Genomic DNA, 17,858 nt, shown 5'->3' on the forward strand with positions numbered 1-17,858 from the left:
GATCAATCAAGCTTCTCTAAATCAGACAGAAAGGCCTTGGCGTCGAATTGAAGAATCTTCGCCAGTTTAAGGTACTCAACAACATCAAGGCGGCGCTGGCCGCTTTCCAGACGTGCAACGAAGGACTGATATTCGCCGAGCGCTTCGGCGAGCTCACTTTGCGTCATGCTTAGCTCTTCTCGTTGATGGATCAAAAAATCGATCAGAGCTCTGTGTTGATTTGAACCTAAGGTTTTTTCCAAAGCACCCTCCATAAGGGAGCTTCACTTAATCTATTTTTCAGATTATCTTAAAATCAGATAATGCGTGTGTGGTGCGCATTTGATCTGTTATTGATTGATAGAGGGTTTGAAGAAATGAGACGCGTGCTGAACCGATTGGCTCTTGTCACTGCCTGTATCTTATTAGCAATTGCTCCACCAGCTCATGCCGGTGCGTTGTGTTCCTGGTTTGGGGTAGCGTGTGGCACAGGTACTTCTGAGCCGGAACTCTCTGACAAGATCGACCAGAACAATCCACCAGAAGTGTTTTCGTTCACCGTGTCGGGAAAATTCGATGAATGGGCCGATCTCACGCCGAGAACGTTTGTATGCGACACCCGTAAACGCGAAGACCGCGCGTGCGTGTGGCAAGGCTACATTCCCGAGATCAAACGCAACGCGGTCCTGTCGTTCAAACCATTTCCACATGACCGCGGTATGTATAAAGTCCGCGGAATCATCGCCAACAAATTCGGCAAAGACACAAGTTTTGCAGGCAGCATCTCTGCACCGAATGGCGATTATATTATGGATGAAATGAGCATCACAAACCTGTCGCAAAACCCGTTCATCATTGAATATTACGGGCGCGACTATATGGGCAACATCGATTTCAAGAAAAAACACGGCCACCTCTCAGTTGCCTTTAAAGAGGTATTAAAATGAGCCTTCATAAACTGCGTACGTTTTGGAGTTTTTTCATTCCCGACTGTCGGCCAGTACGCATGGCAAACGACAACAAGGGATCACTCAACATCCGCTCGGCGGTCCTGCCATGGCGGCTTGAAGACTTGCCGGTCATCCGAACGAAGGAGCAGGCAACCAAGCCGACGATCAAACCAGTTTAGCCAGCGATCCAGCACACCTGAAATCCAGTGCCTATACGGTTACAGGTATTACGTTTCGCTATTCCTGCAAAACCTATGGCTTAGTCTTGACGCAGATAACGAATTGAAATTAAAAATTGTTTTATGCTTCGATCGATAACGCGAAAGCTTTGATTGTGGCGTCGCATTAATTTTTTACAAATCTGTTGTGACTGCCTCCAAAATGGATGTGGCCCTATGCATTTTACTCGTGGCGCACCACAAATCACCTGTAACCCTCAGCCAATCGGTTGTGACCCATTTTTGAGGCAGTAGTGATTGACTGAGCAGTTCCTAAAATTGGGGAGCAACAAGGGGAGTTTTTTTATGATGACAACCGAAACGAACCGGGATTATTTGCTAGGTAATCCGACAGGATCAGACTACTTCGTTCGCTACCTGACAGGCCAACTGACGCCAGATGAAATTACCGAAGTCGAACGCCAGTTTCACGGACCACGAACTCCGTCCTGGCCACCAACTAATTGCCCGCACACGACGTCACTTATCATTGGGTGATGTTTTCTACTCATAGAAAGTCACTTAGTCTTAACTGAGATATTTTGGCCGTGGCTGAATAACTCGCTTCAAGCTGTGCTTGGATTTGCTCCTGTTGAGTAATTACGGCTGCAAGGTCGACGTGCTTGATATCGCTAACCATCGCATCCAAATAAAGCTGATACTCGATTTCGCCATCAATCACATCCGACAAACTGCTCGCGCTTGCAGACAGGCTGGATTGAATCACCAAGAGTTCATCAATCGCTTGATTGACCAAGTCGTAGGCCTCGTTAAGGCTAGTGTTGTCCTGCGGGTTTTCCGAGGCATTGGCCCCGATGCTCAGGGCCCGTATCGCTTTTTCGAAACCACTGGCGTTGGCCGTAACGCCGTATTCAATTTCTCTGGTTTGCGACGTACGGATCGAGGCAATCGCGTCATCGCCTTGGTAATAAGAGGTGTCCGCCGATGTCGGCGCCGTTTGTGGCGCATACGGCGGGTTGCCTATATCGACAGGAGGGCGATCCGTAACACCGCCGCCAAACAGATAGCGCCCCGAAACTTCAAGGTTGGCAAGATCCGCGAAACTTTCCAGAGCCACCTGGGCATTCTCATTGAGCGCCGAAGCCCCAGCATTTTGCCCACTGATCGCGGAACTCAGGTCCACCTGATAGTTTGACAACACATCCACCATAGCGTCGACGGCGCTGTACTGGGATTCGATCCGCGCTTGCACAAGCCCACCCTGCTCGACCACCTTGTTCGAACGCGTCACTTCATTTTCCAAGCTCACCACACGTTCGGTGTTGGAAGACAAGTCCCTGTAACTTTCGGCCTTTTGTTCCGATGAAAGTTGTTTTTGAACGGCCGCGAAGTCGGATTCGATCCGCATCATGCTTGTGATGGACATCTGATACTGGCCCATGGTTGAGACTCTACTCATGGCTTCCTCATCTCGATACGGCATGTAAAAGGGAATCGAACATTTCCGAGAGTACGCCGAGCACTTGAGCCGAAGCCGAATAATGTTCTTCGAGGGCGGTTATTTTCGCGGTTTCTTCATCCAAGTTGACGCCGCTTTCGTTGTTCAACTGCAGCTTCAAGTCGTCGTGAACAAGGGCCTCGGTTTGGGCCGCATCATCAACAATCGATGCTTCGACGGATAGGGAGGAGAGAATACTCGTCGCATACTCCGAAAGCGTCGATGTCTGAGCGCCAAGATCACCGATCTGGCCGAACGCATAATCTTGAGACAAAGCCTCCTCCATCGCTTGCGCGACACTTGCATCCCCGGCACTCAGAGCCTGATCCCCCACCGTCAGCCCTGCCGCTGCGTTCAATTGGCCCGTAGAAAGATGTTTGGGGTTATCGATGAGGTCTTGGTGGACAGCTATGGTGTCTGATGAAGTGCCCGTAAACACGGAGTTGAAACCAAAAAAAGAAGACACCCCAATTCCTGAAGCCCCCACAGCACTGTCCATTTCACCGACCGACACCCCCAGGCTGGGGTTATCGCTGGATATCGTCAGGTGCCCACCCGCATCGAATCCCGCGCTGAGACCGGGGATGGCGTTGATGGCGTCGGCCAACTGTTGGTTGGTGGGGTAGAGAGACAAGTCCAGATCCGCAACGGAAACCGCTATGCCCGTGCTGTCCACCAAAGCCAACCTCATCGTGCCGGTTCCCGAAAAGGCATTGCCGGGGATCTGAACCTCAGATCCCGTCACGGCATTGAGCGGTGGGTTGGGTGTGCCGACATTGTGCGCCGCGTTAACCCCATCTATAAGGGTTTTGGCAAACGCATCCAACTCGGCCTGTTTGGCGACAAGCGTGTCATCACGAAGTTCAATCAAAGCGCCAATTTCGCCAGATTTGAGCGACCCTGTAATATCTCGACCGCTGAGCACAACTGCATCGAAACCGCCCGGGTAGGCCGTTCCCGATGTGACGGTTCCTGCGGGGGTGTAGCTCAATTCACGTGCGTGACTGTCAACAAGCGGCTTTCCGTCCGTTGTATAGATATGCAGTTCTTTGTTTGCCGTCTCGAAGTACGTCACCTCCAAGAGACTGGATACCTCTTCGAGTTCGATACGACGACGGTCTTGTAAGTCAGCTGTCGATTCACCTTTAACGGTACGCGTCGATATTTCTGCGTTCAGGCTCTCGATGTTTGCGAGCTTTTGATTGAGTTCGTCGACTTTCTGATCAATCTGAGAATCAATCTGCGTGCGTTGCTTTTGGATACCATCGCTCAGCGTATTAAGTTCATCGGCGAGCGTGCCAAAAGACGAAACCGCGGCTTCTTTTTGCGTCGTACTTTCCGGCGTCACCACCAGATCGCCAACGGCCGCTTGTACGTTCACGGTCTTATGGGACAAGCTATCCGCGCTATACGGCGTACCGAACGTATTGAGCGTTTTTTCAAGATAAGCCGATTTGGTGGTGCTGTAAGCATGACGCGAGGTCGCATCGACCAACGACTTGACGAGATCCTCGTTCATATACGACGACACCTTGTCGGCCCTGACGCCCGTGGCGACCCCGCCGCTCATGGTGGTTTGCGAGGCCGATCTTTTAACGCTGTAACCTTCGACTGAAGCATTGGCGATGTTTTTCGACGAAATCGAAGTCTGATATTCGCTGGTCGTCAAAGCGCTGACGGCTGCGTTGCGAGCTGCACGTAGATCCATAGCCATCTTGCACGATCCCTATATGAGCCGCCCCAGGGCAACCCCCAAAGGCAGACCTTGATCACATGTATCCCCATCGGCGCGATACGGCTGCAACGTGCGGTTTTGATGCCGCTTCCAAGCACCGATGCCGACACTTATTTTTTCTGCGCTGGATATTTTTTGCGCCGTCAACAACCTGATGTTCATTTTCATGGTTTCCCTGACCGCAGCCAACTGCGGCTCGAGATTTTCCAGATGATTTTGCGGCTCATCGAGGCCGTCCAAAAACTGTTCCCGATACGATGCCCATAAACGCTGCAAGTATCTCCCTGTGCGTTTTTTCGAATCTGCTGTTTGCCGTAAAACGTTGATATCGCCATTTTGAATCGCGCTGTTTTCCAGCACCAAAATGTCCTCCAAAGCTTGCAAGGCATTGTTCAATTCGAGGATGCAGTCCAGTTCAGGTTTTGTTTCTCGCAATGTGATGCCCTCCGTTTGCGTAGCAAGACGCCACTTGACGTCGCACCGTCAAAGCATGAATTTCCGCGCCGACCTTGGCTTGCTCGTCACCAAGACGGCGCGCAATGCTCTGAATGCTTTCAAGGTTGCTGATGATTTGAGCCTCGATGCGGCGGCGCTCTGGACCCTGTACACTTGAGAGAGCCTGGGTAATGTTTGTCGCCGCCAATTCAGCAGTCTTCGGGGTCAGTTCATCAACACCGAAAAAAGCCCGACACTGAGCCAATACACGCTGGCTATCGGCATCCAATTTTGCGTCATTTTCTACGCTTTTGTATTGGTTCTTGGGTTTCATGTCGGCAACCTCTTTTCACAGAATCAAAGGGACGGGTTACAAGGCGTTCATCAACTCTCGGAACATATCGTCAGAGGTGCTGATGATTTGCGAAGCCGCCGAATAAGCTTGCTGGGCAACAATCATGTCGGTCAGTTCTTTTGATGTATCGACGGTTGAGGATTCCAACGCGAACCCCATCACAAAACCCGCGCCGCCATGCCCTGGGTTGTTGAGCACGTAATCGCCGGATTGTTCCGAGGCTAGGTAAACGTTTCCTGTGCCGGCGATAAGGCCATCCGGGTTGTTGAACGTGGCCAGGGGAATTTGATAAATCGGCCGCTCCTGGCCATTATCGAAGGTGGCGACGATACGGCCGCTGTTATCGATATATGCTGTTTCAAACGCACCAAGACGCAGACCGTTTTGCGAGGCCGAAGTCAAATCGACGGCGGGGTTGCTTCCATTGCTGCTGGCATATTGGCTCAACCCATCTGCACGCCCGACCGTTCCGAGATCATATGTGATCGTGCTGTTCGCGGCGCCTGAGGTCCAGCCGGTGACCGTCAAATCAACCTGTGCCGGGGTAGTGCTGGCAAGTGTGCCATCGGGATTGAAAACGATTTGCACCGGTCCGCCCGCCGAGGTGCCTGTGGTGATTGTCGGATCGGCGGTGCTCACCGGATCGGAAAAGCTAAGCTCCCAAGTGTTGATGCCGGTTTTCTGCCACGCATAATCGATGGTATGGCTGACACCAAGCGAATCATATGCCTCCGTAGAGGTGACGAACGCATCACCCACCGCTGCGTCCGCAGGTAGGTTGGCGACAAAGCCAATGTCTGTGGTTGCCGCCGCAGACCCCGTTACAGCCGATACATTTACGACCTCCAGGCTAGAAACCGATCCGTTGGCAGCCGTCACAGCATTGCCCGCTGAATCGAGCGGCCACCCTTGAAGGTAATACCCGCTGTCATTCACCAGATAGCCTTCAGAATCGGTCGAGAACCCTCCCGCGCGGGTATAAGCGAAATTCTCACCGTTTGCCGTATCGCTGACCACGAAGAACCCATTTCCGTCGATGGCCATATCCGTTGACGACCCCGCGCTTTCGACCAAGCCCTGCATCGCCACGTTTTGCGTGGAGCTATAAGTCACCCCGCCACTGCTGGTCGAGTTTTGCGAATATGGGTCCGTTATCAATGTACGGAAACTCATGTCCGCCGCCTTATACCCAACGGTCCCGGCATTAGCCAAGTTTGTCGATATCATAGACAGGTTGGTGCTCTGTGCATTCAAGGCCGTGGTTGCGATGTACAACGCCGAATTCGAACTCATCTGCTTTCCTCCTCATTCCAATTCAAAGCGTTAGAGCTGCATGGCTGTAACGGTGCTTTTGGGAACGGCAACATTGTCAAGAAGCAAGGTCGCGCCATCACCGGACGCTTCGACTCCCGTCACGGTTCCGCGCACGGATGTGGTTGCGTTGACGGCTTGACCGCCGACCCCCACCGCACTGACGGACAGAACATATGCGCCGTCGCTCGCCACGGCGCCGGTGTTGGTCACGCCGTCCCAGGTAAAGTCGTAATCACCTGCGCTGACGTTGTGTTTGCTGGTGGAATAAATTAGATCACCGTTGCGATCAGAGATCTGGATCGTAACATCGCTGGCTTCAGCATCGAGCGCATAGCGCCATTCGGCCGTTCCGCCAGAAAGCGGTGACGTGTCCCCCTCGGCCGTGATCGTCGTGCCCAGATAGGAACTAGCACCATCGTTCTCGATCGATTGCGCCATATCCAAAATGGTCGCAAGGGTGTCGTTAGTCAGCGATTGCTGCTCAATCTGCGACAGCGACATGAGTTGGCTGGTGTACTCGGTGGTGTCAACCGGATCGGTCGGGTCCTGGTGCTCCAATTCCGCAGCCAGAAGCGTTATCCACGTGTTGTACAGTTCCTCGCCGGATTGCACCTCCGACGAGCCGAGCACTTCATTGGTTGAATAGGTCCCCGTTGACAGGGCGGAAATGGTATCCATTTTCAGTTTCCCTTGAATCTGAACCTTGCCCAATACGGCACGGCCTTATTCGTTGCTCCCCTATACACGGCAAGGGGACCGGAAAACTGGCGCAAAAAAATTTGCCCTGGAATTATCCAGGGCAAATTTTGGTTATTGTTAACCTGCGTCTAACGAACGAAAGTCATCAATCGCTGGCAAACTCCCCCATTGGGGGCAAACTCATACGATCCTCAACACTCAACAAAGGAATGGCCTCAGCCAGGATCTTGGTCATCACCGACACCCTTACCATAACAGCTATAGGAAGCGGCTTCAGAGCTTCACGCAGTTCTTGTTCGGTAACATTTTCACTACGAATTTTTGCGGCAAGGTCCGCGTGAAAGCCGACAATAAAACTATCCATCCCGCTGAGCGATGACATATGTTTTGCGTATACTCGCAAAAAGGTTTCCACACCTTGTGGGGAAAGGTTAGCCGTTAAACGTTTGATGAGCAAACCTTCTAAAATACCAATATCACTGTTGACCTGCGTTTGAGAATACAGCGACATTTCCCACGGATCTTTGCTCGCTTGTTTGACAATTGCCTGTGTCGCGAACCAAGCCAGGCCGAACAAGTTCAACGCCAAAGAAGCCGTAAGCGTAAGGCTTACGAGGCGCCCGCATTGCATTTTCTTTTTGACTTGGTGTCCGTCTGTTCTGTCTGTGTACGACATGGCTCTATATCCAGGGGCTTTCATTACAGTGGAAACACAGCAACCACATAGGCCAACACAAGGTCGACAGGTTGTTCAGTTTCTCTCATCCCATCAAGCAGACCAAGGAAGACCCCCGCTGCAGTGCAAGCCCCCAGGATGAGTTCCGGGCGGGTCACCATCCTGCGAAACGGAGCCAGCACATCCCTCACCCTGCCCCAGGATAGAGTCCTGCCAGAAGCCGCGTATCCGGCTTCATTTCGCGCCGCCTCGGCCTGCGCATGACCGGCAACTTTTTGCAGCAGATCATCGACTGCACTTGGTTGATGTGCAGGGATAGGATCGGACACAAGCGCGCTTTCCATGACCTTAAAGGCGTCAAACATTGCCTTAGCCTGAGGGTCATTGTCGAGCAGCCGCAACGCGACAACTTTACGCCCTTCAGGCCACGCGTCGGGTGTGGCCCCGAATGCATCGAGCAGGTCCTGAAATTCCTTGCGCGTCATGACGGTACGATTTTCCGGTGTCATTCTTGAATCGCCTCGATCAGATCTTCAGATGAGTTCTGCAGCAGCACCCGCAACCTTTTACGGGCTCTTTTTAGCAGAGATTCCATTGCATTGACACTTATATCGAGGACTTCTGCGGCTTGCGCATTGGATAACCCTTGGTGATAAAAAAGCGTCAATGCGGTTTGCTGTTGTAGCGACAATTTGATCATCGCTTGGCGCAACGCTAAATTCGTTTGCTGGCGATGGATTAACGTCACGGCGGTCGGTTGAACATCAGCGGGATCGTAACCTTCCGGCATCGATGCTGCCCGCGGTTTGCGTTTGTAGTCGATACACGCATTAACCGTCACACGATAAAGCCAGGTGGTGATCGCAGCGCCTTCGCGCTTCCAATCTTGACGCTTAAGCCACAGCTTAAGAAACGTCTCTTGGGCGATGTCCTCGGCGTCGGCACCGTGATAGATCATTCTATAGGCAAGCACATAGATCCGTTCGAAATGGCGTTCGACGAGCAATCGATACGCGCCCTGGTCGCCTTCAACGACCATCGCCATAAGCTCGATATCGGGCACATCGTGGGAAGTGAGTTGCGCTTCGACGTTCTGCGCATCTCGTTCTTGCGCACCAGTTCTGTCCGACCGCTCCGAGGGACGTTCGCAAATACCCTCATGCTCGACAATATCGTCCTGCACCGGAATAATCGCACTCACGCTCGACATCAAACCACCCTAACGCCATCCTCGGTCTGTTTGACCGCGACGTCTTGCGTAGAGTTCAACATCACTGGCTTATTTTGTGCCGCAACATCTGCCCATGCATCCCGCATCAAGGTCAAGCGGGTCACAATACCGTCGAAAACTTTTGGTTCGAAACGGTGCGAAACCAAGGCCGAAACGGCAACAATATTGAAATCGTAAAATGTACTGAGGTGATCAGCCAAGGTCGGTGAACCTTCATAGCGCAGGTTTCTCTGCAACCCACAAAGGACCTCCGATACAGTGTTCAAGGTTTGCATACACTGAGAGATACGGCGCGTTTCAAATTGTTCTTTTGCGATGTGGAGGTGGTGCAACAGGCCATTATAGACAGCTACCACCACCGGGATGTAGGAGATCGGATCGGAGGCTTTTTGATAAGCAAAGGCCGCTTGGCTGGCGTTCGGTTTCGAATAGGACATCGTAGAACCTTTGCTTCATTTACTGTTGCTGTAGATGGATTCAAGAAGGCTCTTCATGCTGTTCGCCTCAGCGATTTTGGCTTCCAACGCGGCATAGTAATTAATCAACCTTTTCTCGTATGCGGCGGCCTTAACCTCAATGGAGGTGATTTTTTCCGCTTTCGTTTCGTTGCTCCGTTCAAGCCCCTGCTGGGCCAACGTCAAAGAACCGTTCACTGCGTTGATGTAAGATTCGATATCATTGTTAAGCTGATCGGCGATGCCCTGGGATGCGCTGAATGTGAGCGTGGTTGCTTGGGTGCCCGTGTAAACCATTTTCAACCCCTCATAAGCCGACCCCGGCGCGCCTTCTATGATGTTTCCCTTCACCGTAAATTGGTTACTTTGTCCATCGACCGTTACTGCGGTCATCGCCCCGGCGGCATCGACTTGGATATCCAAAACATGTGCCCCCGACGGCACCGTTTTATCGTGGGCAAGAACCTGAAGATCCGCATCGCTCGACGTGAATTGAAATTCGAACAATGTCGCGACGTCATCAAAGTTGTTGAGCAATGCGCTGTCCAAAGCGCTTTCATCAATGACCAAGTGATTGCTGATATCGAAACTCAGACCTAAATCGGCAATTGAAATACTTCCGTTTGACGTCGCCACGTTTCGCGTCAACGCGCTGTATATGCTGTTGTTCGCATTGCGCAGTAGGCCGTCGCCAAAGAGCACGGCGCTATCCGTCGGTGTGCCGCCGTAACTGGTTTCTTGATGGACCAGGGCAAAATCGCGATAGCTGTTATAGGCATCTACAAACGCGACGATGGCGTCCTTCGAAGCGGCATAGGATTGATCTATATCGACCTTGAAGGTGGTGCCGGGGGCAGCGGCATACAGGTCCAGAGTGATTCCACTAATCGCATCATCTACTGTATTCGTGGACCTTTGAATCGGCACCCCATCAACGACCACGATCGAATCCGCAGCCGCTTGCAATTCATTGAGATAGCTACCGTCTGCTGCGGTGAGGCCAAGGGCGAGTCCGATGTCCGCACCGGCGCTCGAGGTGTAATTGATGCTCTGTCCCGTATCCATCGCCGAGAGAACCAGCATCGCTTGGGTGCTTGATATCTGTAAAATGGAAGCGTGGACGCCTGTTGTATCCGCCTGGGCGTTGATCGAGGCCTCTATATCCTGAAGGGACATTGTCGATGTGACTGCAATGGTTGCCGGCACACCGAGCCCCGTACTGAGTTGAAAGTCTCCCGTCAGTCCGAGGGCCGTTGTGGAATCCGCAATGGCGTTGGACCCAAGTTTCTGAGCGGTGGCGGTTTGCTGAACCTCGACATTGTAACTGCCATTGGGCGTCCCCGCTACGACATCGACCCCGAGATGGTTTTCTGCGCCGATGGAGGTATTGCTGCTTAAATAAGCGGTTTTGGTTTCGAAGACACTTTGCGCCCCCAAAGTTCCCGGCTCATTGCGCAATACGCTAAGCGTGTCTTGCAAATTACTGAGGTCACCATTCATTTCGCCGTACGCGGCTAGGCTCGCCTCACCTTTTGTAATTTCTGCTTCCAAGACATAGGCAGGCTGCATCTTTTTTTGCACCGCAGCCTCAATCAAAGCACTGCTGTCGAAGCCGGATGTGCCGCTGATATACGATGTCGAACCTGTACTCACCAGCGTCGTCGTATCCGATGTCAGAGTGGTGCTGTCAGCCATGATAGAAGCCCCTAAACGAATGACGGGAGGCACAAGATTGCCCCTCCCGTCTGTTTCCTAGATTAACGAAGCAAATCCAGAAGTTTCATCGGCAGTTCGTTTGCCTTACTCAGTGCCGATATCGCGGCGTCGGTCTTCACCTCATTGGAAGACAGTTCCGCCTGTTCGGCGGCGATATCCGTGTCCATGATCGCCGACTGGGCGGCATCGATATTTTCCGTCGATGTGGCCAGCATGTCGCTTCGATATTCAAAACGCGACATCTGCGCACCAGTTGCGGCGCGCGCCGTCGAAAGAGAATCGATAGCCGTATCGATGGCTGTTAAGGCCGCCGTTCTTGATGCTGCATCGGTTACCACATCTAGGTTGGTAACGCCCGCCGTGGAAAGCCCCAACGTATTCGCGTCCACGGCGTTGATGGTCACTGTCAAAACATCCGTGGCCGATGTACCCGCCATAAACGCCACACCCGTGGCGTAAGAGGTGGTCCCATCCAACAGCGATTGGCCATTGAACGAAGTCGCCGCAGCGATATCGTTGACTTCAGAGACCAAGGCGTCCAGTTCGCTTTGAATAAAACCCAGCTCGGTGGCGCTGTTGGTGCCGGATACGGACTGGGTCGTCAGAACCTTCATACGCTGCAAAATATCATTGATGCTGGCCATCCCGCCATCCGCCGTGGATAGAACGGAAACGCCATGGGAGGTATTGGTCGAAGCTTGTTTTAAGGTTGCGACGTCGGTCTGCAACGCGGTGCCAATCGCCAATCCGGCTGCGTCGTCCGAAGCCCGCGTAATCCGCGAGCCGCTAGCAATTTTCGCCAAATTGTCATTTTGCTCCGCGCTGTTGATGTTCAAATAACGCAATGCGGTGTTGGCGGAAGTGTTGGTGGTGATTGTAGGCATCGTACCGTTCCCTTCTGGTTAGATGACCCAAGCACTATGCGGGTCTTCCTGTTCTGGAATATCGGTTTTTTCCCGATACCTCTTTGCACGGTGGGACACCTAAAAACTGGCGCATAAAAAATAACAACATGATTTGGGGCGGGCACAACGTCTTGACGTAATCATCGCGACAAGGATGTTGAGATCTGCAAATGGTTAAGGCCTAGATCTCCTGCCGCCCCGCTCGCGCGAAACCAAAGTCATCAAGAATGGAATACAGGGCGGGAAGAACCATAAGCACCAGAACCGTCGATGTCATAAGGCCGAACACCACTGAAATCACCAGCGGCTTCAATGTCTGCGCTTGAGTACTGGTTTCGACGAGCAACGGGGCCATGCCCATGATCGTCGTCGTGACCGATACGAAGATCGGACGAAACCTTATCCTTGCGGCCTGTCCAGCGGCCTCGGCGACGCTTAAGCCTTGCGCCGTATGGGATTTTATGACCTGCACCAAAAGGATCGCGTTATTGACCACGATCCCAGCCAGCGACGCCGCGCCAACGAGCGAGGGCATGGAAATGTTGTAGCCCATAAGGGCATGCCCCCAAATGACGCCGAGGAACGCCAAAGGGATCGTCACCATCACGATGATAGGTTCGACGTAACTGCGAAACTGATAAGACAGCACGACGAATATACCGATCAGGCCCAAGAGGAAACCTCGCAGAATCGATCCTACTGTTTCGGCCGAATTAGCACTTTGACCGCCTATCTCGAAACTCAGTCCGGACGTGCGGCTGGTAAGTTCTGGCAAAAACGTCCCTGCCATACGCGACACAATTGCATCGGCATTGCCCAGTCGCCCATCCACATCGGCCTCGACCGTCAAGGTGCGCGCACCATCCACTTGGGTGATGGTGCCCCATCCCCGCGCCTCTTCGATCTGGGCGACAGTGGACAGCGGCACCGTGCTGCCATCCGGCAAGGTGATGGTGAACGCTGCTAGATCGGCACGTGAGTCACGATCACTTTTGACCTGAATGATCTCGACCTCATGGGCGATATTGCCCCGTCGCACCGTGCTGATGGTGGTTCCCAAAAACGCCGCGCGCAACTGTCCCGCCACATCCTGCGCCGACACCCCCAGTGCCTGGGTGCCCGGGGCAAGCGTCAGGCGCAATTCGGGTTTGCCCGGATGTAAATCGAACGAACCATTTCGCACACCGACATAAGTTTGAAGTTCCGCCAATGTTGCGTGGCCAGCGGCTTGAAGCACATCAAGGTCCGGCGCGGAAATCCTGATTTCCACTGCGATCCCCTGTGGACCGATACCCGGTTCAGTCAAGATCAGAGAGCTCACCCCCGCCAATGGCCCCATAGCCGCACGCCATTCAGCGATCAACTCGTCAAGGGTAGTCGTGCGTGTCTCCGCCCCCAGGAGGTCGGCTGAAACGGTGGCCACATGGGCGCCGTTTTCTCCTGCCGATCGGTTGTGATTGAAGCGCATGATCACACGTTGGACCAATGCCTGTCCACCAGGCTGAGACGAGCTGAGAGCGTGGTCTACGTCCTTCAGCGCGGCAACGACCTGCGCAGCCACATCTTCGGTGCGCGACAACGGCGTACCTTGCGGCATCCAGATACGCGCTTCGAGAACATCGCCGTCAATCTCGGGCATCGCTTCGCGCTTCACCACCCCTCCCGCCAACGCACCGATGGTGACCAAGAGCAGGCCAATCGCCAATCCCGCCACTAAATAGCGTCGCTGAATGGCCACATCGGCTAACCGACCAACGCCACGTTCGCGCAGAACTGAAAAAGCCGCTTCAAACCGAACCCGCAAATGGGAAGGCGCACTTTGCGCGCGTTTCAGCCCATGCTTTAAATGGTGAGGTAAAATCAGAAAGGCTTCAGCGAGACTTGCGGCCAACGCCGCGAGCAACACCACGGGCAGAACCTGCAACACTGCACCCAACTCGCCAACAAGAAAGGACAGCGGGGCGAAGACGGCAACTGTGGTGAGAAAGGATGAAGCGACGCCGGGAGCCACTGCCATCACGCCGCGCACCACGCTCGACAGCGTCACCCCTTCTTTTTCGGCCTCAACCGCAATCGAGTCCGAAATCACGATCGAGTCGTCCATCACGATGCCGATCGCCATCAACAACCCCACCAGCGTCATCATATTTAGAGATAAATCGAGTAGGGCCATGACCGCGAATGCGCCGAGAATAGCCACGGGCAATCCCATTGCCGCCCAGATCGCAAAGCCGGGACGGAAGAACATACTCATCACCGCCACGACCAGCACAAGCCCCATCACACCATTCTTGACCAGCATGAACAAACGATCGCGAACGATCGAGGTTACATCCTGAACCACCTCTAACCGTAACGTAGGCGGCAATTTGGCATTCTCAGCACCGACCAAATCACTCAAACTATCCAAGGCGCGCAAAGCATCCGCATCCAGGGATTTGTGCACCTCCAGCAACACCGCACGACGACCATTTAAAAAGACACGCTCTTCATCAGGAGAAAACGCCTCGGTGATGGTGGCAATTTCTCCCAAAGTTAGCGTGGCGCCCTCGGCCAGGGTCAACACCGGCAACCGTTCGAGGCGTGACACGCTGCGCCGTTCCTCGGTGAATCGTAACCGCAGATCGACCGATGGCGTTTCCAGTGTCCCCGCAGGCAGATCCAGGCTTTGCGCCCCAATCGTCGCAGCAAGGCCAGAGGCGGTCAGACCATGTTGCAACAGCACCGCGCGCGGCACTTCGATACGAATTTGACGCGTGCCAAACCCTGACATCACCACCCGCGCAACATCAGGTAAGTCGGCGACGCGGTCCTGTAGATCTGCGGCATACCGTTCTAGGGCAGGTGCAGGCAAATCCCCAGCGATGGCGATTGAGGCGACGATGTCGGTGCGATGTAATTCACGCACGATGGGCAGATCGGCATCATCGGGAAAATCGTCAATTGCGGAGACTTCTGTGCGGATATCGTTGACGAAACGCAGCGCATCCGCGCCCTGTTCCATGGTCGCCACCGCGCGCGCCACGTTATCCTGTGCGCTACAGACCAGCTCTTCCAGTCCCTCGACCGGTTGCACAGCATCCCAAATAGGACGGCAAATTGCGTCTTCCACATCGCTTGCTGCCGCCCCCCGGTAGGTGATGGTTATTTCGGTCTCGACGGGGCGGAAATCGGGAAAGGTCTCGCGTTTGAGGCCAGGTGCGGCCATAACCCCAGCCGCGAGAAACAACACCAGCAAAAGGTTAGCTGCGGTCGGGTGCCCGGCGAACCAGCGTATCACGGTCGCGCCTCCAGTGGAGCCAGAGACATACCGGGAATGGCGGGGGCTAGGTCATCCAGAACCAGCGCCTCTCCTTGGACCAACCCATTGCTGATCACCGCACGCCCCTGTTGCCTGAAGGCCACCGTTACAGGGCGAATTTCCAAGCGGCCATGAACATCACGCACATAGACCGTGTCGCCATGATGCACCGCCGCTTCCGGTACGACCACCTGCGGCCCCAACGTCATGCCGGTCAGCTTCACCTCTAAGTACATATTGGGGACCAAAGGAAGACGGTCAGGCAGGCTGGCGCCTGCGTAGGGGTTTTCCACACTCACCACCACCTGAACGGATCGCGCCCGCGGATCGAGGGCGCCCTCGATCCGGCTGACTTTCCCCTGCCACACCTGGTTGGGATTTGAGACGAGGCGGACTTCCGCTTCAAACTGCGCCGCAGGGCCTTCACGCAATGCAACCATTCCCGTCTTATTGCCGTCGTGACTTGCACCGATGAGACGAAGGAACGCATCAAAGGGCACCTGCGCGACAACTTCAGCCCGATCGACGCTATCGCCAGTAACGAGTCGCTGGCCGGTATTCACATACTGGAATCGTTCAGTCTCTATTGTCCTTACCCGTAGATCGAACGGCGCGATGATCGCGGTATTAGCCAAATCACGCTGAGAGCGGGCCAATCCGGCCCTAGTCCGTGCAACTTGCGCTGCAATGCCCTCGCGACGTGCTGGTATTAAAGCCAATGTATTTTGCAATTCCGCTACCGTTCGGCGGATCTGCAGGGTCATGCGCTCTTGTTCATCGCCACGAACTTGCGGGGACGTACCTTGCGCGACCAATTTATGGGTTCGGGCCAGGTCTTTTTCCGACAACTTCAGGCGGGCCTGTTCAAGAGCCAGCACACTACGCGTATTTGCTTCCTCGATGTCGAGTTGCCCTGCCTCCGCAGTAAGGACCGCGAGATCGGCAGCCGCCTGACGGATGGACAACTCATAATCGGCCGGATCAATTTCCAGCACCTTTGTTCCCGCAGCGATCAACCGCCCGGTCTCCAAATCGGGATGACGATATATAATGCGCCCATTCACTTCGCTTACCGAAGCCCAGGTTTCCGCTGCTCGGGCGTTACCCCAACCAATTGCAATCGGTCTGACATATTCGGAAACGGCTGTTGCGATGCGCACCGGGATGGAGGGCGTCACAGTCTCCGTACGCCCCGGTTCCGGTGCAAACAAAATAAAATATGCTGCTATCGCAACACCTGCCGCGATCGGCGGCAGAAACCAGAGAACCCTGCGCATCAGCCGTGAGTTCTCTCCATGGAATTTTTGCATCGTCAAAAAACCTTCTGTATCGCACGGTGAAAATCCGCCGCACAAACTTCAGGAGGGTACGCACCCATTTTCAATCAAGGCTGAAAGCCCTCATCTTCCTGACGCAGCAGATTTATTTGAAACTATCGAGTTGCAGATCAAGCAACCTTTTCCCTTCGGCCACTAAATCAAACCCCCGTGCATTGAGCGACCATCGCATAACAAGCCCCTGTATCAGGGCCAAAATAAGATAGGCGGCATCATCGGCATCAAGTGTTTGACGGAATCGGCCTGAGGCAATTTCAGCCTCGATCAGCTTGGCAAAATGGCGTTGTCGGCTGGCCATTAACGCGGCAAAGAAGGCCCGCAACTTTTCATTTTCAGAATGAAGTTCGCGCGAAAATAAAATCGCGTGGATTGCCGGGGTCTTCTCCAAAAAACCCAAATGCCCGAGCACAAGTTTCCTCAATTTACCGGCTGGGATGGTTTCCTCTTTCTCGCTCGCACCTACTTTTTTACCCATCATTGCGCTAATGCGCTGAGCGACAGCCCACCAGATATCACCCTTCGTCGGGAAATGCCGGAAAATGCCGGGTTGAGAAATTCCAACTTCCTTAGCAATCCGTTCCGTGGTGATTCGGTCCGGTCCGATATCACCAGCCAATCGGATGGCGACATCTACAATCTCAGCTTTGCGTTCATCAGCACTTTTTCTGGTGCGAACTGTGGTCATTTAAATCATCCCATTATCCAAGCCTTGCGGGTAAAGAAGGCGATGGACAACCATACCACGGTCCGCAAACTCATGGCACCGACAGTACGTGCTTCAAAGTCTCCGCCCGCTAAAATATGGAAGCCAAAGGCGATAAACACGATCACCGTCGTCGCAGCGAGTAGCCAAGATAACTTCACCGCCCAACCACGCCCCCAAAAGAGGCCCGCGCCAGCGAGGACATAAACAAACCCAGCGAAAAAATTAAACCACAGGACGAAGGGCACATAAGCGCCTGCCGCAGCCCTCGCAGGACCATCAAAAAACAACACGGCGCCACCGGACTTAATCGTTAAAAGCCCAAACAACACAGCAACGATTGAGGCGACAACGGCCACCCACGGTCTTGACGGTGTTATCCCTTGCATG

18 protein-coding genes are annotated in these 17,858 nt (G+C 53.8%); 1 reads left to right on the forward strand and 17 read right to left on the reverse strand.

Going from position 1 to position 17,858, the window contains the following annotated elements:
* Positions 1-2: 2 nt before the first annotated feature.
* On the reverse strand, positions 3-242 hold the full coding sequence (locus VIN96_RS16045) for a helix-turn-helix transcriptional regulator (RefSeq protein ID WP_331897594.1): 240 nt from the start codon (positions 240-242) through the stop codon (positions 3-5).
* Positions 243-356: 114 nt separating this feature from the next.
* Here VIN96_RS16045 and VIN96_RS16050 point away from each other — a divergent pair, with 114 nt between their 5' ends.
* Positions 357-926: a hypothetical protein gene (locus VIN96_RS16050; protein WP_331897596.1), complete on the forward strand. Its 570-nt coding sequence runs from the start codon at positions 357-359 to the stop codon at positions 924-926.
* A 729-nt stretch (positions 927-1,655) separates the two neighbouring features.
* Here VIN96_RS16050 and VIN96_RS16055 read toward each other — a convergent pair.
* From VIN96_RS16055 to VIN96_RS16130, 16 genes are all read right to left on the reverse strand, one after another.
* Positions 1,656-2,591, reverse strand: a complete 936-nt coding sequence (locus VIN96_RS16055) for a flagellin (RefSeq protein ID WP_331897598.1) — start codon at positions 2,589-2,591, stop codon at positions 1,656-1,658.
* On the reverse strand, positions 2,575-4,320 hold the full coding sequence (flgK, locus tag VIN96_RS16060; RefSeq protein WP_331897600.1) for a flagellar hook-associated protein FlgK: 1,746 nt from the start codon (positions 4,318-4,320) through the stop codon (positions 2,575-2,577). The genes VIN96_RS16055 and flgK overlap by 17 nt, the downstream gene beginning before the upstream one ends.
* A gap of 12 nt (positions 4,321-4,332) precedes the next feature.
* Complete coding sequence (locus tag VIN96_RS16065; protein WP_331897602.1) at positions 4,333-4,776, reverse strand: hypothetical protein; 444 nt, start codon at positions 4,774-4,776, stop codon at positions 4,333-4,335.
* Positions 4,757-5,110: a hypothetical protein gene (locus VIN96_RS16070; RefSeq protein WP_331897604.1), complete on the reverse strand. Its 354-nt coding sequence runs from the start codon at positions 5,108-5,110 to the stop codon at positions 4,757-4,759. Before VIN96_RS16070 ends, VIN96_RS16065 begins: the two co-directional genes overlap by 20 nt.
* A gap of 36 nt (positions 5,111-5,146) precedes the next feature.
* A complete protein-coding gene (gene flgE / locus VIN96_RS16075; RefSeq protein WP_331897606.1) occupies positions 5,147-6,424 on the reverse strand; it encodes a flagellar hook protein FlgE in 1,278 nt (425 codons plus the stop codon).
* A gap of 30 nt (positions 6,425-6,454) precedes the next feature.
* Entirely contained in the window at positions 6,455-7,123 is a 669-nt protein-coding gene (locus VIN96_RS16080) for a flagellar hook assembly protein FlgD (RefSeq protein WP_331897608.1), read from the reverse strand.
* Between the two features lie 166 nt (positions 7,124-7,289).
* On the reverse strand, positions 7,290-7,820 hold the full coding sequence (locus VIN96_RS16085; protein ID WP_331897610.1) for a hypothetical protein: 531 nt from the start codon (positions 7,818-7,820) through the stop codon (positions 7,290-7,292).
* Between the two features lie 23 nt (positions 7,821-7,843).
* Positions 7,844-8,329: a hypothetical protein gene (locus VIN96_RS16090; RefSeq protein WP_331897612.1), complete on the reverse strand. Its 486-nt coding sequence runs from the start codon at positions 8,327-8,329 to the stop codon at positions 7,844-7,846.
* Positions 8,326-9,030 (reverse strand): sigma-70 family RNA polymerase sigma factor, encoded by a 705-nt coding sequence (locus tag VIN96_RS16095; RefSeq protein WP_331897613.1) that lies wholly within the window; start codon positions 9,028-9,030, stop codon positions 8,326-8,328. Before VIN96_RS16095 ends, VIN96_RS16090 begins: the two co-directional genes overlap by 4 nt.
* Positions 9,030-9,488 (reverse strand): flagellar protein FliS, encoded by a 459-nt coding sequence (locus VIN96_RS16100; RefSeq protein ID WP_331897615.1) that lies wholly within the window; start codon positions 9,486-9,488, stop codon positions 9,030-9,032. Before VIN96_RS16100 ends, VIN96_RS16095 begins: the two co-directional genes overlap by 1 nt.
* 15 nt (positions 9,489-9,503) lie before the next feature.
* Entirely contained in the window at positions 9,504-11,201 is a 1,698-nt protein-coding gene (fliD, locus tag VIN96_RS16105; protein WP_331897617.1) for a flagellar filament capping protein FliD, read from the reverse strand.
* Between the two features lie 62 nt (positions 11,202-11,263).
* Entirely contained in the window at positions 11,264-12,106 is an 843-nt protein-coding gene (locus VIN96_RS16110) for a flagellin (protein WP_331897618.1), read from the reverse strand.
* 202 nt (positions 12,107-12,308) lie between these two features.
* A complete protein-coding gene (locus VIN96_RS16115; protein ID WP_331897619.1) occupies positions 12,309-15,407 on the reverse strand; it encodes an efflux RND transporter permease subunit in 3,099 nt (1,032 codons plus the stop codon).
* The gene (locus VIN96_RS16120; RefSeq protein ID WP_331897621.1) at positions 15,404-16,738 is read right to left on the reverse strand and encodes an efflux RND transporter periplasmic adaptor subunit; all 1,335 of its coding nucleotides are present in this window, start codon (positions 16,736-16,738) and stop codon (positions 15,404-15,406) included. Before VIN96_RS16120 ends, VIN96_RS16115 begins: the two co-directional genes overlap by 4 nt.
* Before the next feature lie 112 nt (positions 16,739-16,850).
* Positions 16,851-17,450, reverse strand: coding sequence for a TetR/AcrR family transcriptional regulator (locus VIN96_RS16125; protein ID WP_331897623.1), 600 nt, complete (start codon positions 17,448-17,450; stop codon positions 16,851-16,853).
* Positions 17,451-17,455: 5 nt separating this feature from the next.
* The gene (locus tag VIN96_RS16130; protein WP_349257171.1) at positions 17,456-17,857 is read right to left on the reverse strand and encodes a hypothetical protein; all 402 of its coding nucleotides are present in this window, start codon (positions 17,855-17,857) and stop codon (positions 17,456-17,458) included.
* Between the last annotated feature and the right edge of the window lies 1 nt (position 17,858).

Origin of the sequence: Magnetovibrio sp., from assembly GCF_036568125.1 — a bacterium.
Taxonomy (GTDB): domain Bacteria; phylum Pseudomonadota; class Alphaproteobacteria; order Rhodospirillales; family Magnetovibrionaceae; genus Magnetovibrio.

Bases quoted from the DNA above. Each gene is read 5' to 3' on its own strand.
- VIN96_RS16050 (WP_331897596.1), top strand. From the start codon at position 357: ATGAGACGCGTGCTGAACCGATTGGCTCTTGTCACTGCCTGTATCTTA.
- VIN96_RS16130 (WP_349257171.1), bottom strand. From the start codon at position 17,857: ATGCAAGGGATAACACCGTCAAGACCGTGGGTGGCCGTTGTCGCCTCA.
- VIN96_RS16100 (WP_331897615.1), bottom strand. From the start codon at position 9,488: ATGTCCTATTCGAAACCGAACGCCAGCCAAGCGGCCTTTGCTTATCAA.
- VIN96_RS16085 (WP_331897610.1), bottom strand. From the start codon at position 7,820: ATGTCGTACACAGACAGAACAGACGGACACCAAGTCAAAAAGAAAATG.
- flgK (WP_331897600.1), bottom strand. From the start codon at position 4,320: ATGGCTATGGATCTACGTGCAGCTCGCAACGCAGCCGTCAGCGCTTTG.
- VIN96_RS16120 (WP_331897621.1), bottom strand. From the start codon at position 16,738: ATGCAAAAATTCCATGGAGAGAACTCACGGCTGATGCGCAGGGTTCTC.
- VIN96_RS16095 (WP_331897613.1), bottom strand. From the start codon at position 9,030: ATGTCGAGCGTGAGTGCGATTATTCCGGTGCAGGACGATATTGTCGAG.
- VIN96_RS16090 (WP_331897612.1), bottom strand. From the start codon at position 8,329: ATGACACCGGAAAATCGTACCGTCATGACGCGCAAGGAATTTCAGGAC.
- VIN96_RS16125 (WP_331897623.1), bottom strand. From the start codon at position 17,450: ATGACCACAGTTCGCACCAGAAAAAGTGCTGATGAACGCAAAGCTGAG.
- fliD (WP_331897617.1), bottom strand. From the start codon at position 11,201: ATGGCTGACAGCACCACTCTGACATCGGATACGACGACGCTGGTGAGT.
- VIN96_RS16080 (WP_331897608.1), bottom strand. From the start codon at position 7,123: ATGGATACCATTTCCGCCCTGTCAACGGGGACCTATTCAACCAATGAA.
- flgE (WP_331897606.1), bottom strand. From the start codon at position 6,424: ATGAGTTCGAATTCGGCGTTGTACATCGCAACCACGGCCTTGAATGCA.
- VIN96_RS16070 (WP_331897604.1), bottom strand. From the start codon at position 5,110: ATGAAACCCAAGAACCAATACAAAAGCGTAGAAAATGACGCAAAATTG.
- VIN96_RS16110 (WP_331897618.1), bottom strand. From the start codon at position 12,106: ATGCCTACAATCACCACCAACACTTCCGCCAACACCGCATTGCGTTAT.
- VIN96_RS16055 (WP_331897598.1), bottom strand. From the start codon at position 2,591: ATGCCGTATCGAGATGAGGAAGCCATGAGTAGAGTCTCAACCATGGGC.